At 56.4% G+C, this 21,302-nt stretch carries 15 protein-coding genes; 10 read left to right on the top strand and 5 right to left on the bottom strand.

The genetic code is table 11. The features are described from left to right. Both ACQRA4_RS12125 and ACQRA4_RS12120 read left to right on the top strand, forming a co-directional pair. Positions 1-2,519, top strand: a 2,519-nt coding sequence (locus ACQRA4_RS12125) for a LuxR C-terminal-related transcriptional regulator (RefSeq protein WP_427823336.1), incomplete at its 5' end; no start/stop codon positions are given. A gap of 193 nt (positions 2,520-2,712) precedes the next feature. Then, the gene (locus ACQRA4_RS12120) at positions 2,713-3,240 is read left to right on the top strand and encodes a hypothetical protein (protein WP_427823335.1); all 528 of its coding nucleotides are present in this window, start codon (positions 2,713-2,715) and stop codon (positions 3,238-3,240) included. A gap of 266 nt (positions 3,241-3,506) precedes the next feature. Here the strand turns inward: ACQRA4_RS12120 and ACQRA4_RS12115 are convergent, their stop codons facing one another. Continuing rightward, positions 3,507-3,674 (bottom strand): IS1/IS1595 family N-terminal zinc-binding domain-containing protein, encoded by a 168-nt coding sequence (locus ACQRA4_RS12115; RefSeq protein ID WP_427823334.1) that lies wholly within the window; start codon positions 3,672-3,674, stop codon positions 3,507-3,509. Positions 3,675-3,993: 319 nt separating this feature from the next. Between ACQRA4_RS12115 and dnaE the strand changes: the two genes are divergently transcribed. The 6 genes from dnaE to ACQRA4_RS12085 all read left to right on the top strand — a co-directional run bounded on the left by dnaE (position 3,994) and on the right by ACQRA4_RS12085 (position 12,152). Next, positions 3,994-7,470, top strand: a complete 3,477-nt coding sequence (gene dnaE, locus ACQRA4_RS12110; protein ID WP_427823333.1) for a DNA polymerase III subunit alpha — start codon at positions 3,994-3,996, stop codon at positions 7,468-7,470. A gap of 581 nt (positions 7,471-8,051) precedes the next feature. Beyond that, entirely contained in the window at positions 8,052-9,038 is a 987-nt protein-coding gene (galE, locus tag ACQRA4_RS12105) for a UDP-glucose 4-epimerase GalE (RefSeq protein ID WP_427823332.1), read from the top strand. Positions 9,039-9,047: 9 nt separating this feature from the next. Continuing rightward, complete coding sequence (locus tag ACQRA4_RS12100) at positions 9,048-10,085, top strand: bifunctional methionine sulfoxide reductase B/A protein (RefSeq protein ID WP_427823331.1); 1,038 nt, start codon at positions 9,048-9,050, stop codon at positions 10,083-10,085. A 70-nt stretch (positions 10,086-10,155) separates the two neighbouring features. Continuing rightward, positions 10,156-10,461: a transposase gene (locus ACQRA4_RS12095; RefSeq protein WP_427823330.1), complete on the top strand. Its 306-nt coding sequence runs from the start codon at positions 10,156-10,158 to the stop codon at positions 10,459-10,461. Between the two features lie 249 nt (positions 10,462-10,710). Then, complete coding sequence (locus ACQRA4_RS12090; RefSeq protein ID WP_427823329.1) at positions 10,711-11,766, top strand: Fic family protein; 1,056 nt, start codon at positions 10,711-10,713, stop codon at positions 11,764-11,766. 92 nt (positions 11,767-11,858) lie between these two features. After that, positions 11,859-12,152: a DUF1778 domain-containing protein gene (locus ACQRA4_RS12085; protein WP_427823328.1), complete on the top strand. Its 294-nt coding sequence runs from the start codon at positions 11,859-11,861 to the stop codon at positions 12,150-12,152. Between the two features lie 257 nt (positions 12,153-12,409). Here the strand turns inward: ACQRA4_RS12085 and ACQRA4_RS12080 are convergent, their stop codons facing one another. From ACQRA4_RS12080 to hsdR, 4 genes are read right to left on the bottom strand one after another with little or no spacing between them, the layout of a single operon-like run. Then, positions 12,410-13,357, bottom strand: coding sequence for a DUF5655 domain-containing protein (locus ACQRA4_RS12080; RefSeq protein WP_427823327.1), 948 nt, complete (start codon positions 13,355-13,357; stop codon positions 12,410-12,412). Between the two features lie 54 nt (positions 13,358-13,411). Further along, positions 13,412-14,755: a restriction endonuclease subunit S gene (locus ACQRA4_RS12075; RefSeq protein WP_427823326.1), complete on the bottom strand. Its 1,344-nt coding sequence runs from the start codon at positions 14,753-14,755 to the stop codon at positions 13,412-13,414. After that, positions 14,755-16,173 carry an N-6 DNA methylase gene (locus tag ACQRA4_RS12070; RefSeq protein ID WP_427823325.1) on the bottom strand — a complete coding sequence of 473 codons (1,419 nt, stop codon included), beginning with the start codon at positions 16,171-16,173 and terminating at the stop codon, positions 14,755-14,757. Before ACQRA4_RS12070 ends, ACQRA4_RS12075 begins: the two co-directional genes overlap by 1 nt. Continuing rightward, a complete protein-coding gene (hsdR, locus tag ACQRA4_RS12065) occupies positions 16,170-19,439 on the bottom strand; it encodes a type I restriction-modification system endonuclease (protein WP_427823324.1) in 3,270 nt (1,089 codons plus the stop codon). The genes ACQRA4_RS12070 and hsdR overlap by 4 nt, the downstream gene beginning before the upstream one ends. Positions 19,440-19,712: 273 nt before the next feature. Between hsdR and ACQRA4_RS12060 the strand changes: the two genes are divergently transcribed. Both ACQRA4_RS12060 and ACQRA4_RS12055 read left to right on the top strand, forming a co-directional pair. Next, complete coding sequence (locus ACQRA4_RS12060; protein ID WP_427823323.1) at positions 19,713-20,318, top strand: transposase; 606 nt, start codon at positions 19,713-19,715, stop codon at positions 20,316-20,318. Between the two features lie 132 nt (positions 20,319-20,450). Further along, the coding region (locus ACQRA4_RS12055; RefSeq protein WP_427823322.1) for a cache domain-containing protein at positions 20,451-21,302 on the top strand (852 nt) is incomplete at its 3' end.

The following is a 21,302-nucleotide window of genomic DNA, read 5'->3' as shown; positions in this document are numbered from 1 at the left end:
TATATACAGTGGAGCACGCGGGAAAATCAGGAACAGACGAGGGAAATTCCATGGGGTGCGGTTCGCAAAAGAACAACCGTTACTACTTCTCCCGGCATCTTCGGGAAACCCTGGCGGATATTCCCACATATGGCCTGACGGTTATTGAGGCGCCGTCCGGCTTTGGCAAAACCACGGCGCTGCGCGAGTATCTGGCACGGGAACAAAAAACGGCCGATGTGCGCTGGTACACCTGTTTCGGCGAATCAGCGGGCAGGGCATGGGCGGGTATCTGCGCGCTTTTCGACGGCTCGGAAGACAGCATTGCGGATGAGCTGCTGGAACTTGGCGAACCCTCTCCGGAGAACCTGGCTGACATAGCCTTCCTCATTTCCGGCTATACCTGCGCGGAACCCACATTTGTGGTCATCGACAACTACCAGCTCTTTGACAGTCCGGTGCGAAAGCGCTGCATCGCCGCCTTTTCCGCCTGTCGTGATGCGAACATGCATATCATTCTTGTGACGCAACCCCTCAAGGATGAAGATAACGCTACCTTTCACGCTCAGCCATATCTCGGCATCACGTCGCGCGACCTCTTTTTCGATAATCAATGCATTGTCGAATATTGCAGTCTGACGGGCATAGACATCTCGCGGGAACAGATAGAGTTGCTCCAGGCGACCTCAAGGGGCTGGGTGGCCGCCATCCGCCTTCAGCTGCGAAACTACAGGCATACCGGAGATTTTGTCGATTTCAACGACATCCGTCCTCTGGTGGAAACCGCCGTCTGGAACCGGCTTTCAGCCGAGGAACGAAACCTCATAATGGCGCTCTCCCTGCTGGAGTCCTTCAACAGCCGTCAGGCCGCCACCATGAGTGACGGCATGGCTTTGCCGGATACCGTCGCGGAGCTGCTCTCTCTTGATTTCTTCATTCACTACGCATCGGACAGGCAGGCATATATCATGCACAGCATCCTGCGGGATTATCTGCTGGAACGCTTTTCCATGCAGCCCGCGGAATTCAAAAAAGCGGTGTACCGCAAGGCAGCCCTCGCCAGTCTTGATATAGACGACCTGTTGCAGGCGGCCCTCTTCTTCATGAAGGTGGAAGACTACCAGGCCATTCTGACTCTCCCCATATCCACCCAGTATGTCTATAATAATCAGGAACGGGACATCACAGCCCTGTTCGAGCGCTTAATGGACAGATGCCCACGAGAAATTCTGCAGGCTCACCCGGTTTTTCTCATACTCATGGCGTATAATTTTTTTCGGAGAGGCACTCATGCCTATTTCCGGCATGCCACGGAAGTTCTCAGTAATCTGCTTGAGACGAACAAGGGAAGGCATGGAATTGAATGGGAGAAAGCCTGTGGTGAATACGCCATGCTCATGTCCTTCACCGAATATAACGACATCGCCAGAATGGGGGAGTTCCACCGCAAGGCCCTGCATCATCTGCGCGCTGTTTCGGACACTCCCCGTTCCGAGGTTTTCCGGGGCACCATGCCCTTCGGCACGGTCTCGGTTCTTTGTCTGTACTGGAATCGCCTGGGAGGTCTGAACCAGCTGACGGATCTCATGGATACCTACCTGCCCGTGTATTCTGAGCTGGCTTCCGGGCACGGCGCTGGAGCGGAACACATTTTCCGCGCTGAGGCGGCTCTTGCCTCCGGCAATGACGAGGCGGCGGAACTCATGGCCTACAGGGCCACATACCGGGCGCGCAAGGAGGGGCAATACGGAATCATTCTCAGCGCGGATCTCATCCTGGCCGAAGTCGCGATTCTGCGCGGAGACGCCAAAGCCTACAGAATGACCCGTGAAAGCATTGTCCGCAATATGAACGAATCAAGGCAACGTTCCGTGCTGCGTCTGGGGGAACTGTGCCAGGCGACACTGGAGCTTGGTCTGGGACAGACCGCGGATATTCCCCCATGGCTGTGTGATATTGCGGGGATACAGCGCGTAGTTTACGCCCACAGCATCCCCTATGCCCTGATTCTGTACGAGCACTATCTCCTGCTGGAGGGACGCCACGCGGAATTGCGCAGGTGCGAGGATCTGATCATGCAGCAGGCTCGCGCGATGAACTATATCCTTCCTCGACTGTATCATGCCTTGTATCTGGCCATAGCCGAAACGAGAGAAGGCGTCATGTCGGAGGCCGCCTCCCATATGGAAGAGGCTTTGCGGCTTGCCCTGCCGGACGGGATATATCTGCCGTTTGCCCGCCTGGCTTCCGATCTCAAGCCGCTTTTTGCCCTCATGCCGCAGCAGACTGCGGAATTGCGGGCCGTCTGTTCCCGTAGAGAACGGGGGGTGGCGCGCCTGAAAAAAGAGCAGGGGGGCGCTTCACTGCTGACGCTGCGGGAACGCGAGGTATTTCTCTTGGCCCGAGAGCGGCTGAGCGCAAAAGAAATTTCGACGCGACTCTGTATCAGTATACACACTGTAAACACCATATTAAAGAATATATACCGCAAACTAAATATCAACAGCAAGGCTGAATTGAAGAGCATTCAAACTCTTTGAGTTGTTTTAGCAAAGGGTATCTTGTCATATCTTGGTACAACCATTGATAAATTTGATGCCACCAGAGGCTGTATTGATATGGCCCATCAAAAGGTGGGCTTATCAACCGTGTAAGCAAACGTGCAAATGCCTGTTGACAGGCACGGGCTTGTAGGCAATGTATGAGATACGCTGTTCCATCCAAGGAGAAAGAATGAAAAAACTGCTTCTTCTCTGCTGCCTTATGCTGAGCCTGCCTGTGGCCGCCCGGGCGACGGACGAAAAAATTGACCCGTCCGCCTACAGTTGCGCCGAGCTGGTGGCTACCGGCGGCTTTGGCCTGACGCCGCTGTACGCGGGGCTGCAAATCGACGGCTATGCCGCCGCCGCGCAGGGGCAAACCGTGGCCTATCCCACGATCATCCCGCTGCTGGAGCAGGTCTATGCCGCCTGCCGGGACAGGCCCACGGAAAAAGCGCTCACCCTCTGGCAGGAGGCCCGCAAAAATCATCCCGCGCCCGGCGACAGCCCCTGGCGTGCGGACAAGACCACCTGCGAACAGTACGACACCGAAGACGACGGCAGCGGCTTTCTCATCTGGCTGGACGGCTATAACCGCCAGAAGAGCGGCAAGCCCGGCTCGGTGCTGGAAAGTGACGCCGCTCTCAACGCCTATCTGGAGGCCTGCGCCAAAAAACCGGAAAGTCTGATGCTCGACGTCATGCGGGAAAGCCTCAACTAGCGTCTGCTTGCAAAAATTCCGCGCGGAATTCCGCGAAGAATTTTTGCGGGATCGTTGGCGAAAAAACGCGGTTTTTCGCAAATGAACCCGGCCACGCCGCCGCAAAACCCTCGCGGGTTTGTAGTGTCCACTTTTACAAGCAGATACTATGCTCTGCTGACAAAGAGTTTGCAAGCTGTTTTCCCGTGTGTATTAGGAATGCATGGAAAGATGCCAATTTGACAGTCGCTTGAATTTTTATGAATGTTTTTATCACGCTTACCACATCAATCCATGAGAATGATCATTGCTTTTTCAGCGGCAACCGCATCACTTTTTCTGTCATCCATTTCAACAAAATTAAATCCGCATTCCTTGCAGCGACAGCGTGGTTTTCTCCGCGCAAAGCCATTTTTTACAATGCGCTCTAAACCGCAATTCTTGCATGCAGTCATATTCACCTCCCTTCAGAGATTTTAATATATCTTCTATCTTTTTGTCAGAACGCTCCTTTTTCAGACTTCTGGCCCGGATATGCCCTGATACCCCGGCCGGCCATCACAGGGTATCCGCGCAGGGCAATGCGAAGGGCGGATTTTGATGAGTCACATTTCCTATGGCTTCCGTTGCGGGCGTTGGCGATACCGCTCTTTGCCCCCGCGTGTCTTGTCGCCGTCATTCAGGAACAGCGGCGGCGAGGTTGTCGGCGACTTGTCTTGAGCCCGGCTTCGCCATTTGCTATACAGGGAACCCAGCCACTTTTCAGGAGTTCCCATGTCTGACTTTGTCCACCTGCATTGCCATACAGAATACAGCCTGCTGGACGGCGCCATCCGCATCAAGGATCTCTGCGCCCGCGCCAAGGATTACGGCATGCCCGCCTGCGCCATCACCGACCACGGCAATATGTTCGGAGCGGCGTATTTCTACACGGCCTGCAAGGACTTCGGCGTCAAGCCCATTTTTGGCTGCGAGGTTTACGTCTGCCACGACCATGCGGACAAGACATCGGAACTGGCGCGCCGCCGCCACCACCTGATCCTGCTGGCCCGAAACGAGCTGGGTTATCATAATCTGGTCAAGCTGGTCAGCCACGGCTTTCTGGACGGTTTTTACTACAAGCCGCGTGTTGACAAGGAGATGCTGCGCCGTTACGCCGAGGGCCTGACCTGCCTTTCGGCCTGCATCGCGGGCGAAATTCCCCGCGCCATTCTGGCCAGGGATATGGACAAGGCCCTGAGCCTGACCCGGGAATACGCGGCCATCTATCCCGACAATTTCTATCTGGAACTGCAGTCCAACGGTCTGGCCGAGCAAGAGCTCGTCAACAACGGCCTGCTGGAAATTGCCGAAACCGCCAGGCTGCCTCTGGTGGCCACCAATGATTGCCATTACCTCAATGCCGACGACGCCGACGCCCATGAGGTGCTGCTCTGCATCCAGACCCAGACCACAATGGATGATCCCAAGCGCATGCGCTTCGGAACGCGCGAACTCTACTACAAATCCATCGAGGAGATGGAAAAGGCCTTTGCCCATGTGCCCGAAGCTCTGGCCAACACCATGCGCATCGCGGAATCCTGCAATGTGGAGCTGGATTTCGGCCACCACTACTTCCCGGTATACCAGCTGCCCGAAGGGGCCAGTATGGAGTCCGAATTCCGCCGCCTGGCCGAGGAAGGCCTGGAAAAACGTCTGGAAAAGCACCCGGATCGCGAAGGCATCGACCCGCAGCAATACCGCGAACGGCTGCAATACGAGCTCAATGTCATCCTTGAAATGGGCTTTCCCGGCTATTTCCTCATAGTGCAGGAATTTATCAACTGGGCCAAGGATCACCACATTCCGGTAGGGCCGGGGCGCGGTTCGGCGGCCGGCTCGCTGGTGGCCTGGGCCCTGCGCATCACCAACCTGGATCCCCTGCCCTACAATCTGCTCTTTGAACGTTTTCTGAATAACGAACGCGTCTCCCTGCCCGATATCGACGTGGACTTCTGCGAACGCCGCCGGGGTGATGTGATCCGCCACATGGTAGACACCTATGGTGAAGGCTCGGTGGCCCAGATCACCACTTTCGGCACCATGAAGGCCAAGGGCGTGGTGCGCGATGTGGGCCGCGCCCTTGGCATGACCTTTGCGGAGACGGATCGCATCGCCAAGCTGGTGCCCGACGACCTGAAAATGACCATCAAGAAGGCTCTGGAGCTGGAACCGGATCTGAAAAAACTTTATGAGGAGGATGCGCAGGTCAAACATCTGCTGGATACCGCCCGCCGCCTGGAGGGCCTGGCCCGCCACGCCTCCACTCACGCCGCCGGACTGGTGGTTTCGGACAAGCCCATGGAGGAGTATCTTCCCCTCTATCTGGGCAAACGCGGCGAACTTGTGACCCAGTTCGACGGCCCCATGACCGAAAAGGCCGGGCTGGTCAAATTTGACTTTCTGGGCCTCAAGACCATGACCCTGATCCAGGACACGCTGGACAACATCAGCCTGCAGGGCCAGACCCCGCCGGATCTGGACAATCTGCCGCTTACCGACGCCGAAACCTACGATCTTTACGCCCGCGGCGACACGGACGGCGTCTTTCAGGTGGAAAGTTCGGGCATGCGCCAGTATCTGCGCATGCTCAGGCCCTCCTGCTTTGAGGACGTCATCGCCATGCTGGCCCTCTACCGGCCCGGCCCGCTGGGTTCGGGCATGGTGGACGAGTTCATCAAGCGCAAGCACGGCCAGGTGCCGGTGGTCTATCCGCATGATTCGCTTGCCGAATGCCTGCGCGACACCTACGGGGTTATCGTCTATCAGGAACAGGTCATGCAGATCGCCCAGATTATCGCCAGCTACACGCTGGGCGGGGCCGACCTGTTGCGCCGGGCCATGGGCAAGAAAAAAGCCGAGGCCATGGCCAAAGAGCGCGTGACCTTTGTGGCCGGGGCGGAAAAGAACGGCATTGCCAAAGAAAAGGCCAATGAAATCTTTGACCTGATGGAAAAGTTCGCCGAATACGGCTTCAACAAGTCCCATTCGGCGGCCTATGCCCTGATTTCCTACTACACGGCCTACCTCAAGGTGCATTACAAGGTGGAATTCATGGCCGCCCTGCTCACCTCGGAAATGGGCAATCAGGACAAGCTGCTCAAATACGTCTCCTGCTGCAAGGATATGGGCATTGATGTGGTTCAGCCCTCGGTGAACCAGAGCCAGCGCGAATTCACGGCGCATGGCGGTCGGGTGGTCTTCGGTCTGGGCGGCATCAAGAATGTGGGCGACGAGGCCATCCGCGAAATTGTGGAGGCCCGCGGAGACGGCGGCGACTATTTTTCGCTGCTGGATCTCTGCTGCCGGGTGAATCTGCGCAAAGTCACCAAGCGCGTGCTTGAATCACTGATCAAGGGAGGAGCCTGCGACTGTTTCGGCATTTCCAGGGCGGGCATGCTGGCCGCCCTGGAAATGGTGGTGGCCCGCGCCCAGAAAAAAGCCAAAGACAAAAACTCCAATCAGGTCTCCCTGCTGGCCATGGCCCCGGTGGCGGAAGCCGCGCCCCAGCCCGGCGTGGGGCTGGACTGTTCGGAAGCCGCGCTGCCCGAAATGGAGGACGACCTGAAACTGAAGGCCGAAAAAGAAGCCCTGGGCTTTTTTCTCACCAGCCACCCCCTCCAGCCTTACAGCCGTGAGATACGCCGCCTGCGCCTGACCACCCTGGAGGACGCGCGCGAGCTTTTCCCCGGCGCGGAACTCACCTGCGCGATACTGGTGACCAGCGTCAAGGAGGTGCTCACCAAATCCAAGGGCGAACGCATGGCCTTTGTGGGCGTGGAGGATCTCACCGGCCACGCGGAAGTGACCTTTTTCCCGCGCGCCTATGCCGAAGCCCGCGAGCTGATCAAAAGCGAGCAGCCCCTCTGCCTCACGGCCCGCCTGGACAGCCAGAGCGACGACGCCCGCGACGCGGATGAGGAAAATGAGGACGCCCCGCGCGAACTCAAGATGCTGGGGCAGAGCGCGCGCCCCCTGGCCGAAGCCTGCGGCCAGAGCGACACCCCGGTCTGTGTGCATATTCCGGCGCACCGCCTGGGCCGCGAAGATATGCTGGCCCTGAAAAACATTCTGGAGGCGCATCCCGGTTCGGTGGAGGCCGAAGCCCTGGTCAGCCTGGACGGCTGCCGCTGTCATCTGCGTCTGGACAGCGCGCTCAGGGTGCGGCCAGGGCCGGAGCTGGACAAGGCGCTGGCCGCCTGGGCCTCATAGGGCATTTTCATGCTGAACCGCTCGGGGGCGGCAGCCCTTGCTAGAGTCCGGCCCCGTGAATGCCCTGTTGGTCAGGGGTGTTGCTGACCGTGTTCCCCACAACTTCCGTCAAAAACGGCCTTTTTCACGCTGGCCGCGTCGCTGGACGGTTTTTGTCGGTCATGCGCATGAGCGCGCTCCCTCCAAAAAATCGCCCATTTTCTTGCCGACGCAAAAAATTCCTGTTTTTTGGATGGTTGTGGCGACAGCCCCCGCCCTTCGCTCCGCTTCGGGCGACGAGCGGAAAAATACCCCTTCGCACCGACATGCAAAAGCCATCCTTTTTATGTGTATGTCGCAGAGCATTTCGCGCATGAAACGCTCTGCGGAGTCGGGCGGGACGCGCCCCGCCGCGCCCCGAATCAGCAGCGCGCAACAGGGGCTGCCCTGTGCCCTTCATGCCGGCGGCTTCCCTTTCGCCCGCTTTGCGGCTATGCTTTTCCGTCATGCGCGGAACCGCTCCGCGCTTCGCGACACTGCGCCGGAGGGCGCGGCATGGCGCGCGGCGTCGGCATAAGCAACGAGCAAGGGAGAATAGCGTCATGTCCATTCTGGTCTGCGGCGGAGCAGGGTATATCGGCTCCCATAATGTGCGCGCCCTGCTCGCGCGCGGAGAGGAACCCGTCGTCATTGACAACTTTCTGACCGGGCATCGCCAGGCTGTGCCCGCCGGGGTGCGCCTGTACCAGGGCGACATCCGCGACCCCGCGGCGCTGAACCGGATTTTTGCCGAGAACCGCATCGAGGCCGTACTTCATTTTGCCGCCAGTTCCCTGGTGGGCGAGAGCATGGAAAAGCCGCTGCTCTATTTCAACAACAATGTTCACGGCATGCAAACGCTGCTGGAGGCCATGCTGCGGCACGGTGTGGACAAGATCGTTTTTTCCTCCACGGCCGCGGTTTATGGCGAACCGGAGAGCGTGCCCATCCGCGAGGATGCCCCTACCCGGCCCACCAACCCCTACGGCGAGAGCAAACTGATGATGGAGCGCGTCATGAACTGGGCGGGCCGGGCTCATGGCATGCGTTCTGTGATTCTGCGCTACTTCAATGTGGCCGGGGCCTTGCCCGGCGGCGAGATTGGCGAGGATCACCGGCCGGAAAGCCATCTCATCCCTCTGATTCTCCAGACGCCGCTGGGGCTGCGCCCCTATGTCACTGTTTTCGGCGATGATTATCCCACGCCCGACGGCACCTGCATCCGGGACTATCTGGATGTCATGGATCTGGCCGACGCCCACATGCGCGCTCTGGAGCATCTGCGAAGCGGTCGGGAGAGCGTGGTCTGCAATCTGGGCAACGGGCAGGGCTTTTCCGTCCGGGCCATGATCGAGGCGGCGCGGCGGGTGACGGGTCACGCCGTCCCCATGCGCATGGGCCCGCGCCGGGCGGGCGATCCCGCCCGCCTGGTGGCCTCGGCGGAGCGCGCGCGGCATGTGCTTGGCTGGGAACCGAAGGTGGGCATTGAAGGCATCATTGCCTCGGCCTGGGAGTGGCATCGCGCGCATCCCAGCGGCTTCAGCCTTTGAGGAAAATCCATGCTTTCCGGCCTATCCGGCGTGTTCCGGCGCGTGCCGGCGATTTGCCCGCCGCTCTGGCTGCTTGCGCCGGTCATGCCGGGCATGGCCGCGCCCCGCGAGGTGATCATGAATACAAAGTACCCCATGCCGCCGCTCAGTGAGCGTGAGGCTGAGGTGATGCTGCGCAAAGCCACAGAAGCCCCGTACACGGGTCGTTATTTTGACCATCACGCGGCGGGCTCCTACCTCTGTCGTCAGTGCGGCATGCCGCTCTACCGTTCCGCGGACAAATTTGAATCCGGCTGCGGCTGGCCCAGCTTTGACGACGCCGTGCCCGGCGCGGTGCGTCGCGCGCCCGATGCGGACGGGCAGCGGGTGGAGATCCTCTGTGCGCATTGCGGCGGGCATCTGGGCCATGTGTTTGAGGGCGAAGGCTTCACGGCCAAAAATACCCGGCATTGCGTCAATTCCCTGTCCATGAGTTTTGTCCCGGCGGACTGCGAGGAGGAAAAAGCGGCTTTCGCGCGCGCCCAAAAGCGTGTCCCCTGTTCCGGCACGGCCATTGTGGCCGGAGGCTGCTTCTGGGGTGTGGAAGACGCTTTTCGCAGGCTGCCCGGCGTGTGCGAGGCCACATCCGGCTATACGGGCGGGCATACGCCAGACCCGACGTATGAGGAGGTCAGCCGGGGCCGCACCGGGCACGCCGAGGCCGTGCGGGTGCGCTTTGACCCGTCCAGAGTCTCCTACGAACAGATTTTGCGGCGTTTTTTCGAGATACACGATCCCACGCAGCTCAACCGACAGGGGCCGGACATGGGCGAGCAATACCGCTCTGCCGTATTTTATCTGGATGAGGAACAAAAGGCTGTGGCCCAAAAGCTCATGGCCCGACTCACGGAGCTGGGCTACAAGGTGGTCACGCAGTTGCGCCCGGCCGGGGCCTTTTATGAGGCTGAGAGCTACCACCAGCGCTTTGCGGAGCGCACCGGCCGCGGAGGCTGCCATCTGGCGTCGCCACGTTTCGAGCGCCGCGCCGACGGAAGCCCGGCGGAATAGGCGCGACCGGTTCGCCGGGCGGCGTTTTAATGCGTCTGGTCATAGGGGTTTCCGATTTCATGCGCCGGCATTGATTGAACAGGCATCAGAAAACGAGCTGAAAACACTATGCGGCGACAAAGGGTATGACAGCGAAAAGCTGCGGCTAAAAATTCGCGAATCAGGGATGCGTCCCGTGATTCCCAAACGGGGCAACAGCTTGCAGTCACTCGATTTTTGCCATGCGATATGCAAACAACGAAATTTGATAGAGCGTTTTATCGGTGAACTGAAAGAAAATCGTCGAATGGCGACCCGATACGACAAGACCGCATCCAGTTACGAGGCCTTCATCCATTGGGCCGCTATTGAAAACCGGCTAAAAATAATTTGTTAGCTGAGCCTAACCTCTTGATTTTCTTGTGGTGTGAAGTGGAGAATAGATTGATAATGTATCTATTTGTTTTTATGTGATTGAACACTCCACCGGCTAAAGCCGGTGGAGTGTTCAATCGGGCGGCGAAGCATAATACCTACAGGGAAGAGCGTTGAGAGAAATCTGAATAGCGTAGGCTTTTTTGTTTCGGATGAAATTGGATGAATTTGCGGCTTGACGAAATGGGTGTTTTTGGGTGAAGTTTTGGGTATGATTACTTTGGAGACCCTGAACATCACCCCCGAGATGCTCCGACTCATCGCCCAAATTGACGAATTCAAGGGCGCATGGAAGGCGTTAGGCACTCTGGCCCCGGAGCGGCTTACCGCTCTGCGCCGTGTGGCTGCCATCGAAAGCGTGGGCTCCTCCACACGCATTGAAGGCGGCAAACTTTCTGACCGTCAAGTGGAAAGTCTGCTGGCGAACCTTTCCATTCACACCTTTACCACGCGCGACGAACAAGAAGTGGCCGGGTATGCGGAAACCATGGAACAGGTTTTTCAGTCATGGGAGCATATCCCGTTGACAGAAAATCATATCCGCCAGCTTCACCGGGATTTGCTTCGCCACAGTGATAAGGACGAGCGCCACCGGGGCCAGTATAAAAATACTCCCAACAGTGTGGCCGCTTTCGACGCTCAAGGGCAACAGATAGGCATTGTCTTTGAAACCGCCTCGCCCTTTGATACGCCGCGGCTCATGCGGGAGCTTGTGAGCTGGACAAATGCCGAGCTGAACGCGGGAGAGTTTCACCCCCTCTTGGTTATCGGCATTTTTATCGCATCCTTTTTGGCTATCCATCCCTTTCAGGATGGCAACGGCAGACTTTCCCGCATTCTGACCACTCTTTTGCTGCTCCGGTGCGGGTACGCCTATACCCCCTACAGTTCATTGGAAAGCGTCATAGAGAACAGCAAGGAGAACTATTATCTGGCTTTGCGTCAAACACAGACGAGTATCAGAACGGATTCGCTAGACTGGAATCCCTGGCTGCTTTTCTATCTTCGGGCTCTGCATCAACAGATGAAGCGCCTTGAAAGAAAGATGGAACAGGAACACATCGTCATGGCCGCGTTGCCGGAGCTTTCGTTGCAAATTCTGGAATATGCCCGTGAGCATGGGCGCGTGACGGTGAAGGATATGGTCATTCTTACTGGTGTGAGTCGGAATACTCTGAAAGAGCATTTCCGCAAGCTGGTAGCCAACGGTCAGCTTGTTATGAAGGGCAAGGGGCGAGGGGCATGGTATATTTTAAGGATTAATTAGTGTTTTATCTACTTGATTTTGTGTAAGCGAAAAATGTGGGCTCCCCGTAATTTGTACGGCAAAAATCCGTATATATCTCTCAGGAGGCCGCCATGTCTCAAAATTCTGAATTATCCATGTCCCGCATTGATGTCAGCATTCCCTCAGCCATTCGGGATACCATTGACCGGGCCGCTGCCCTGCTAGGCCAGACTCGCACGGATTTTCTCATTGAGGCGGCCCTGGAGAAAGCGGAGCGGATCATTGCCGAACAAAGCCTGATTCGTCTGACTCTACATGACCAGGAGTTGCTGACCAAAGCGCTGGCTGACGAAAAAGTATCCGAGCCAGGCCCGTTTCTCAAGTCTCTGACCAGCGAGTATGATGAGCGGGGGACTCAGGCATGAAGCTGCTTTTTGGCCTTTTATCCTCTGCTATGGATAAAAGCGGCTTTACCTGTGGAGAGGCCGCCTTGGATGGCTACCTGCAAACCTGCCAGTCAAGACAGGAAGCGCGGTTTTGCCACGGACATAGCGGCCAGGACGGAAACCGATCTGAATAAAAAATGTTTTCGCTTCCTTATGATTCAAGGAAAGAATATTGTTTGTAATTCTTCCTTAGAAGAAATTTCTAAATTTGTCTGTCTGGGTAATAAATAGAAGACCTAACTTTCCTGATAGGCGCGCTCAATCAGGGGCTTGGCCTTGGCTAAATCGTCCATGGTGCGCAGGGAAAGTTCCAGATCGCCTGTTCCCCAGTGGCCTTTATCGCGCACATCACGGCTGAAATTCTTTTCCAGCGTCACGCTGTCCGGGGCAAGGTGAAGCCAGAGCTTGAACCAGCCATGCATGGGACAGAGACAGACAAAGTTTTTCAGGCGAGTAAAGGCGACATACAGTTGCAATTCCTTTACATTGATATCGTCACCCAGGGAAAAAATGAAACTGCACAGTTCATCGTACAGGATACGTTGTTCCTCGGGCATGGCGGCAAGCTGGTCAGCTACGCCGCTTCTGTTTTCAGGAGAAGGCTCCGGAGCGGCGGCAACGGCCTCGGCAGGGGCGATTTTCTGCGGGAAGCCGCCCGGCACAGCGGGGGATGGAGTGGCCTGCGCCGGATTTATCCATTCCAGCATCAGCAGATTGTCCCCGAAGTAGTTATAACGGATCAATTCAATATTGCGCCCGATCTGCGCCACGGCGTGCTCGTCAAATTTGGTAAAGTCTCCGGCGACGCACAGCACGCGCGTACCGCTCCACTCTATGGCGTCGGCAATTTCCCGGCCGAAGCGATCCAGAACCAGCAATTTGAATTCCGCCCGGTGGTCAAGCAGCCAGTCCAGATAATAAAGGCCCTGGTTGATGACATTTTCATTCTTGTGGCGTTTATATTCCAGAATGACCGGGCAATTGTTTTCATCCAGCCCAAGGGAATCTATGCGGCCGCCATGAATTCTGCCCGTGCCGTATTCGCTGGCGACAAAGCGTATGCCAAGAAAACACTCCATGTGCTTCTGCATAAGGTTATGCAATTCTCTTTCACGCGGGGCCGTGTGGCCTGGCAGAGGATGTGCTTCATCGGCCGAAAACTGAAAAAGTTTGATATCGCTCATGAAATTCCCGCCCTGGGTTCATGTTTTGTTTCCCGGATGCTTGCCGTACCCCGATTACATGCTTCCGTTGTTTCGCAGACTGTTTCTCGCGGAATCATGCGTCCCCAGTTCCCCGCGAAACGCCCTGGCCAGAATGGCCTTTTTCATCAGCTCAATCTGGTTCAGCACGTTTTCAGCGTCTTCCTTGACCTGCTGTTCTTTGGCAAGGAAATTATCAAGGATGTGGATAAGCCTTGTTTGTTCATCAATAGAAATTTGGGGAATTGGAAGTTTTCTAACGATTTTTTCATTAAGGTTTTTCAATGTTGTTCCGACTGCATTAGATTCAAAATATTGTATTGAATATGGACTTGAAATAAATAGTGAATAAAAATCAGCACGATATTTTTCCTTAAGTCTCAATATCATACTACCTGTTCCACACAGCCAACCTGCTTCTTTATCAGAGACAGGCGCACAACGCCCCATTTCTCCTCGCCTACCTAAAATAATATCATTTTTAGAAAGTTTATATGAAGATAACTCTTCTGCCTTTTGGCAATTAATAGAAACATTAACTTGAGGAAAAATATGTTGTTTTACAATATGTTTAGGATTAATAACGGGAATCCCATTAATAATATAATCTTTTTCATGTAAAATAGAACCAAATGGACCAATACGAATATCATCTAAAATAGATTCTAAGAATATCCATTTTATATTTTTTTTACCAATAAGTTCCCCCGTAAACGCCTTGTGCAGGAGGGCTGCCTTGCGAATCTCAAAGCCGTCAAGCACAGCTTCGGCTTTTGCTTTGGCATCGTCCAGTTTGGCGAACAGGGATTCGATGCGGTCAACGATGCGTTGTTGTTCGTCGATGGGAGGGAGAGGTATAGGGTAACGCTGAACATATTTAGGTTGAGCTCTCATAAGAGAGCCACCAACTCCAGATACATTTGAAAGCATATATTCACGAAAATATTTTGATTTCATACAATACATTATATATTTTGATGATACATTTTTATTTCTAAAAATTATCCATTCAGAAGAGGCTATAAGTTTATTATTTGTATATCCTGTTACTTTCCAAACACGATTAATGCGAGGATTTATCTTGCACAATAAAACATCATCTGGCTCAACAGATTGTTTTGACGAGCCAATTTCTTTTCCTAAAATAATTTCTGGATATCCTAAAGAACTGCTTGGAACGCTATACAGTTCAAAAGTATTTTCCCTGAAAAATTCAGGATTAACAATTTCACTGACATAACAATTATAATCCCCCAACCTCACCCACTTCCACCCCTCCGGCAGGGGGTACGGCTGTTCCTCCACGGGAATCTCGGCCACTTCATCCGGCGTCAGCGGGGAACCCTGCGTCTTTGCGGCATTCCTGCGGGGGCGGGCCATCAGTCAGCCTCCCGGCGGGTCAGGCTTTGCAGTTCCCGCACCACGCTTTTCATGAGGTCCACAGCCTCTTCAAGCTGAGCGACGCATTCCTCGCCGCTGTCGATGGGGTCGGGCAGGTCGTCATATTCCAGAAGGGATTCATCCCGGATCAGGCCGAGGTCAAGGCTGTCCGCCCTTGCCTGTATCGCCTCGCGGGTGAACACGTTCCAGCGTTCGTCCCGCACGGCATGACGGTCTTCAGCCTCATAGGCGGCCTCAAAATTTGCGAAGTGCTCCTTTTTGAGGGGTGTGGTCTTGCCGAAGGAGGGCATGTTGGTGCGCAGGTCGTAAAACCACACCTCTTTGGTGTTGCCCTTGTCGCTCTGGCCGCGCGCGAAAAACAGCGCGTTGGTTTTGACGCCCTGGGCGTAGAAAATGCCCGTGGGCAGGCGCAACACCGTATGCAGGTCGCATTTGTCCATGAGGTCCGCGCGGATGCGGGCGCCGTCGCCGTCGGCAAAAAGGACGTTGTCCGGCAACACCACGGCGGCCCGGCCGCCGCGCTTGAGGCTGCGGTAAATATGCTGCAAGAAATTCAACTGCTTGTTGCTGGTGGCAAAGGCAAAATCGTCACGGGTGGCCCGTTCGCCGCCCTTCTTGGTGCCAAAGGGCGGATTGGTGAGCACCAGATCGTAGCCTTTCAGCTCCTTGCCCGCCGTGGACAGGGTGTCGGCAAGCAGAATTTCCCCTTCCATGCCGTGCAGCATGGCGTTCATCAGGGCCAGACGGTGCGTATCGTGCACCAGCTCGCAGCCGGTAAAGGCCTTTTGCTTCTGGAAAAGCGCCTGATCCTCGTCCAGGTCAAAATACTCGTCGGTCTGATGCTTCAGGTAACGGTCGGCGGCGATCATGAAGCCAAAGGTGCCGCAGGCCGGATCGTTGCACAGTTCGCCGACCCGGGGCTTCATGAGACGGACCATCACGTCGATGAGCACGCGCGGCGTGAAATACTGGCCCGCGCCGGATTTCTTCTCATTGGCGTTCTTTTCCAGCAGACCTTCATACAGGTTGCCCAGGCCCTCTTCCCGCGCGGAATACCAGTCCAGAGCATTGATGCTGGAAATAATCTTTTCCAGATTTTTGGGCTCGTCGATGTTGGATGCCGCGCCCTGATAAATCTCCCGCACCCGGCCCGTGCCGTTTTCGCCTAGCTCGGCCAGGATCTGCTTGTACACGCGCTTCAGTTCAATGCCGCTTTTGGCGGCCAGCGCGTCCCAGCGGCAGGCTTCGGGAATGACGGCTTCCGTGCCGGTTTCCCTGGTCATTTTCAGGAACAGGATATAGGTCAGCTCGGTCACATACTGGTGGTAGGTGATGCCGTCATCCCGCAGGACATTGCAGAGGTTCCAGAGTTTGGCGACAATTTCCCGTGTGGTCATGCGGCAAGGCCCCCGTCGTCATACAGATAGGCGTTCAATTCGTTCACAATGCTTTCCAGCTGGTTGCCAAAAAGTTTGTTCAACGCGGCAAAACCGCCCTTCTCCCGGAAGGTGACGCTTTCGTCAAAGGTCTGCACTGACAGTACGGACTCATTGAGCAGATATTTTTCCATGCGGTCGATCCATTTCTCCTCGGCCCTGGAAAAGCTGTGCGCCTGCTTCAGCCGGGCCACGGCGCGGCGGATGCGCTCCTCGTGCCCCAGAAGTTCGGCGTTGATGCCGTAACGGCGGATGAAACTGATGATGTCGGCGGCAATATCCCTATTGCTCGTGTGAGAAAGGGCGGAGTTGAGCTGCCGGAGGGTAAAGCCCTCCCGTCCCAGAGCCAGACGCAGACTCTTGAGGCTTGCGCGGCTGAGGTCGGCCGGGCGCGTGCAGATGATGTTCAGGGCCGCTATCTCGTCGCGCTGTTCCCGCACAAAGCGGGCAAAGGATTCCAGATAGTCGCCGGGGCGAAGATTATCCTTGCCGTAGCCCCGCGTATGGCCGGTGAGCGCGTCCGGCGTATCGGAAAGAACAATGGGGCGGCGGCCCGTAGAGCCTTCATTCTGGATAAGCTCAAACAGGTCGCGTTTGGACAGCAACAGGGCCTTCGCCTCACGCGGGCGCAAATCCCGCACGCGCTCGATGAAAGCATCGGGCGCGTCACCGGCCATATCGGCAAAGTGCCGCCGGAGTTCCTCCGTCATGGAACGCTTGCGGCGTTGCAGTTTGGCAATAATCTGGTTGATCTGGTTCAGAATTTGCGCAGGCCCCTCCATTGCCTCCAGCCCGTCCAGAAGCTGGGAAAAGGTGGCCGCCGGATTGCTGACCACCGGTTTCATGGTGGTGAGCGGCTCAAGAACCGAGTACAGCCCCACGGCGTCGTACACTTCAAAATGGTCTTTCCCGATGTCCGGACAGAGTCTGGTGGCGCGGCCCAGCATCTGTTCATACAGGATGCGGGATTTTACCCGTCGCAGGAAGACAAGGCGGGTGATTTCGGGCACGTCAATGCCGGTGGTGAGCAGGTCCACCGTCACGACGATGCTGGGAAGGCTTTCATTCTTGAAACGGCGTATGGCCGCATCAATATTCTTGCGGTTGCCGATGCTGCCGGTGATTTTCATGACGGCATCCGTATCCACCAGCTCCTCGGCGTAAATCTCCTTGAGAATGCGGACGACCATGTCCGCGTGATGGTCATCGACGGCATAAATGAGCGTCTTGCCGGAGGACACATCCTCGGGATCAATGTCTTTGGCGATTTCCCGCAGAATTTCGCGGTTGAAGTTTTCATTGATGACGGTCTTGTTGAAGTTGTCCACGTCAAAATCAAGCTCGTCTTCCAACTGCTCGCCGTTGGTGACTTCGCCGGTAACGGGATCATAGAGGGCCACGGTATCGCCGGGCTTGTAGTGAATGCCCTGCTCGCTGAGGGTGGTGCGGAGCTGGTGCGGCGCGTCGCAATCCACGAGGAATCCGTCAATGACCGCTTCCCTGTAGGAGTAGCTGAACACGGGCGAGCCGAAAATTTGCGTGGTCTGGAGCGCGGGCGTGGCTGTCAGGGCGATTTTCACCGCCTGAAAATAGTCGATGACCTCGCGGTATTTGCTCTGGTAGTCGCGCTGGTCGCGGTACAACCGCTCGTCGTCGGTCATTTCCCGGTCAAGAATATACCCCCGATGCGCTTCATCCACGATGATCAGATCATAGTCGATGACTGACGGCATGGATTCGCCGCCTTCGCTGTACAGGATGCGTTTGACCATGCCCTGCACGGTGGCGACGTGGACGCGGGTTTCCCTGTCGATTCCCTTATCCGTCAGTCCGTTGATGGCGTAGATTTCGTCCAGGGGATGCAGTTCTTCCAGCTTCACATCCTTGAACACGTCAAGGGCCTGTGTGCCCAGAGCGTTGCGATCCACAAGGAACAGGATGCGGCGGAAGCGTCCGCTTTTCAAAAAGCGGTACATCATGCCCAGCACGGTTCGGGTTTTGCCCGTCCCCGTTGCCATGGCCAGCAGAACCGTTTGCGCGCCGTTTTTTACGGCTCGTTCGGCGGCTTCAACGGCGCGGAGCTGATACTCCCGCAGGTTGAGGCCGTTTTTATCGGCAAGAAAGTCGGCGGACATGGCTTCAAGGCGCCGGTTGCCTTGGGCAATATCACGCTCCAGAAGCTCTTCCAGCCCGGCGGGACTCATCCAGCCGTGCAGGGCCTGCGGCGCGTTGGACGCCTTGCGCACGTCCTGAAACCAGATGCCGGATTTTTCCTCGTATTGCCGGATATAGGGTCTGCCGTTGGCGGCAAAGAGAAAAGGCACGCGGAAGCCGCGCCATTCGCCGATGGTGTGGGGCAGGTGTTCACTGCGGATATGGCGGGCGTAGTCCTTGCACTGGTGGTCGAGCACAGCGGGAATGTCCTTATGGCTGGCCTTGGCCTCAATGACGCCCACCAGCCGCGTGCCCGCAAACAGGGCATAGTCGGCAAAACCCCTGTCGCCCGCAGAGGAATCCGTGGGCCATTCGGCTATGGCCAGATTCCGTCCGGCTTGCGGGCGCGTGCCGAGGGAATGACGCAGGTTTTCGGAATCCGCCTCCCAGCCCACTTTTCGGAGTTGTTCGTCAATGAGATACCGGGTTTCAGCCTCGGACACACGACGCCTGCCCGCGGCAACGGCGGCGCGTTTGCGGCGGATGTCCTCCGGCAGGGCGGGCGCCTGCGCGGCGCGGGAAACCGCCTGATCCGCCAGGGCGTTTTCCTGTTCAGTTTCCTTTTGGGCTTTGGACGGAGACGGCCCGGCAATTTCGACCTCTGAAGGCGCGACAAAATCCTGTTGCCGGTAGGATGCGTCGCCGTAGGTTTGAAAAAACCATCCGCACAGGCCGTGCGTGATCTGCAAAAAAGACAGCGTGTTCGCTTCCGGGAGCTTCAGCCCTTCATGGGCGGCCCTGTTGCGGGCCTTGCGCATCAGGTGGAAGGCGGCGGCCACATCCGCCGGAAGCGCTTCGCGTCGCTGGAGAATGTCGATACGCTCCACCGCGTCGCAGCGCTCGGGCAAGGTGATGTCGTCCAGGGCAAACATGACCCGGATCATGCCCTCGCACAGCAGGCCCGCCTTCATCAGGCAGGACTGCGTATCCGAACGCAGATAGCGTTCGGCCAGAACACCAAGTTCCGCCAGCTCCGGGAATTTTTCGCGCAGAAACGCAAAGTTGGACGCCATACCTCTATCTCCCAAAAAAGATATCATTTATCTGTGCAAGTAAGCTCCGGTTCTCTGCAGGAAAATTTCCAGAAATTCATGAAGCCGATTCCCTTCGCATACGAAGGCTGCCCGGCAGAAAAAGACCGTGGTATTTTATACCTTATCCGACCAAAAGGCAAAATCATGCCATGCTCCTGGTTCGTTTCCGTCCGCGTCAAGCCGGTTCAGACGCCCCCTCCTCCAAAAACTGATCCATTGAAAAGTTAGTGTTCCTGGCATAGGAGCGCAGCCATGAAACGGAGTCGATTCAGCGAAGAGCAAATCATCGGGATCTTGCGTCAGGCCGAAGCCGGCATGCGCGTGGTGGACTTGTGCCGCAGGCACGGGATTTCGGACGCCACTTTTTGCAAGTGGCGGGCAAGGTATGGCGGCATGGATGTTTCTGACGCCATGCGCCTGCGCCGGCTTGAGGAGGAGAGCGCCCGGCTCGGGAAGATGGCGCCGAGCAGGCGCTGGACATTTCCATCCTCAAGGATGTCCTGTCAAAAAACTTCTGAAGCCCGCGTCATGCAAAGAGGCCGCGCGGTATGTCCAGACGGCATACACGGCCTCCCGGCGGCGGGCCTGCGCGACACTGGGCGTCAACCGCGGCACTGTGCGGCGTCCTCCTCCACAGAACCGGGATGGCACCTCCGCCGACGCCTGCGGGAACTGGCGGAGGAACGGCGGCGTTTCGGCGTTCAGCGGCTGAAATTTTTGGTGAACAGCCAATTTTTGCAACAAGTTGCTGCAAAATTGCCCTGGGGCCATATCATGGCGCTTATCAACAGGCTCAAAACGGAAAACGAGCGCCTCCGGTACGGCTTGCAAACCGTAGGCTGGTCTCGTGCCATTTGATTTTTTCACGGTCAATGAAAAACGATATTTCGACAGCCCCCCCAAAATCTCGCGGCAGGCTTAAGATATTTGAATTCGCACCGAAAAGGCATTATATATAGATATTCAATTTTTTACGGGAGGGTAATGCCTATGAACGTCAGAATGTGGCTCATCACGCTGTGCGCCATTTTTTTACTGGGCGTCGGCGCTTTGTACACCGCCAGTACACTGATATCACAACGAATTTTTGATGACGTCACCATGCCTGAGATCACCGAACTCTTGCGCCAGAAATACGAATACAGCTTGAAAAGCGTGGTGGAGGTGGAGGCGCAGAATCTGGGCAAACGCCTCAAGGACGTCACTGACAGGCAGAAGCAATATGCCCTCATTGAACAGCTTACCGATTATCAGCGCTTTTTCCCCAACGATGAAGGCTACTTTTTCACCTACACGACCGACGGCACGCGCATTAACGTGCCTGTCAACAAGTCCATGAACGGCAAGGATTGCAGCGGTCTCAAGGATTCCAACGGCACTTTTTTCATCCGGGAATTCATAAAAGCGGCCAAGAGCGGCGGCGGCTTTGTGGAATACATCTTTGACAAGCCCGGCGCGGGCAAACAGCCCAAACTCAGTTATATTTGCCTGATTCCGGGCACGGATGCTCTCATCGGCACCGGCGTCTATATTGATGGCGTGCAGACCGAACAGCAGCGCATCGCCGCCCTGGTGGCAGAGCACGAAGCCCGGCTTACCAGGTTCCTGCCATGGCTCAGCCTGGGCATCGTGGCCCTGATACTTCTGGTGGCCTGGTATGTGGTGCGGGTTATCTGCTCCCCCTTGCGCCAGCTGACCGACGCAACGAATGAAATTGCGAAGGGGCATCTGGATACCCATATCAGTTTGAATCCGCGCTCTCCGCGTGAAATCCGCGCGCTGCACGCGTCGGTACGCCAGATGGTGACCAGCCTGAAGGAAAACATTGACGCCGCCCAGCGA

The sequence above is a fragment of the Desulfovibrio sp. SGI.169 genome (genome assembly GCF_050313595.1).
Taxonomy (GTDB): domain Bacteria; phylum Desulfobacterota; class Desulfovibrionia; order Desulfovibrionales; family Desulfovibrionaceae; genus Desulfovibrio.
The sequence above is the reverse complement of the archived record's forward strand: the minus strand, read 5'-3'. Positions and strand labels throughout refer to the sequence as shown.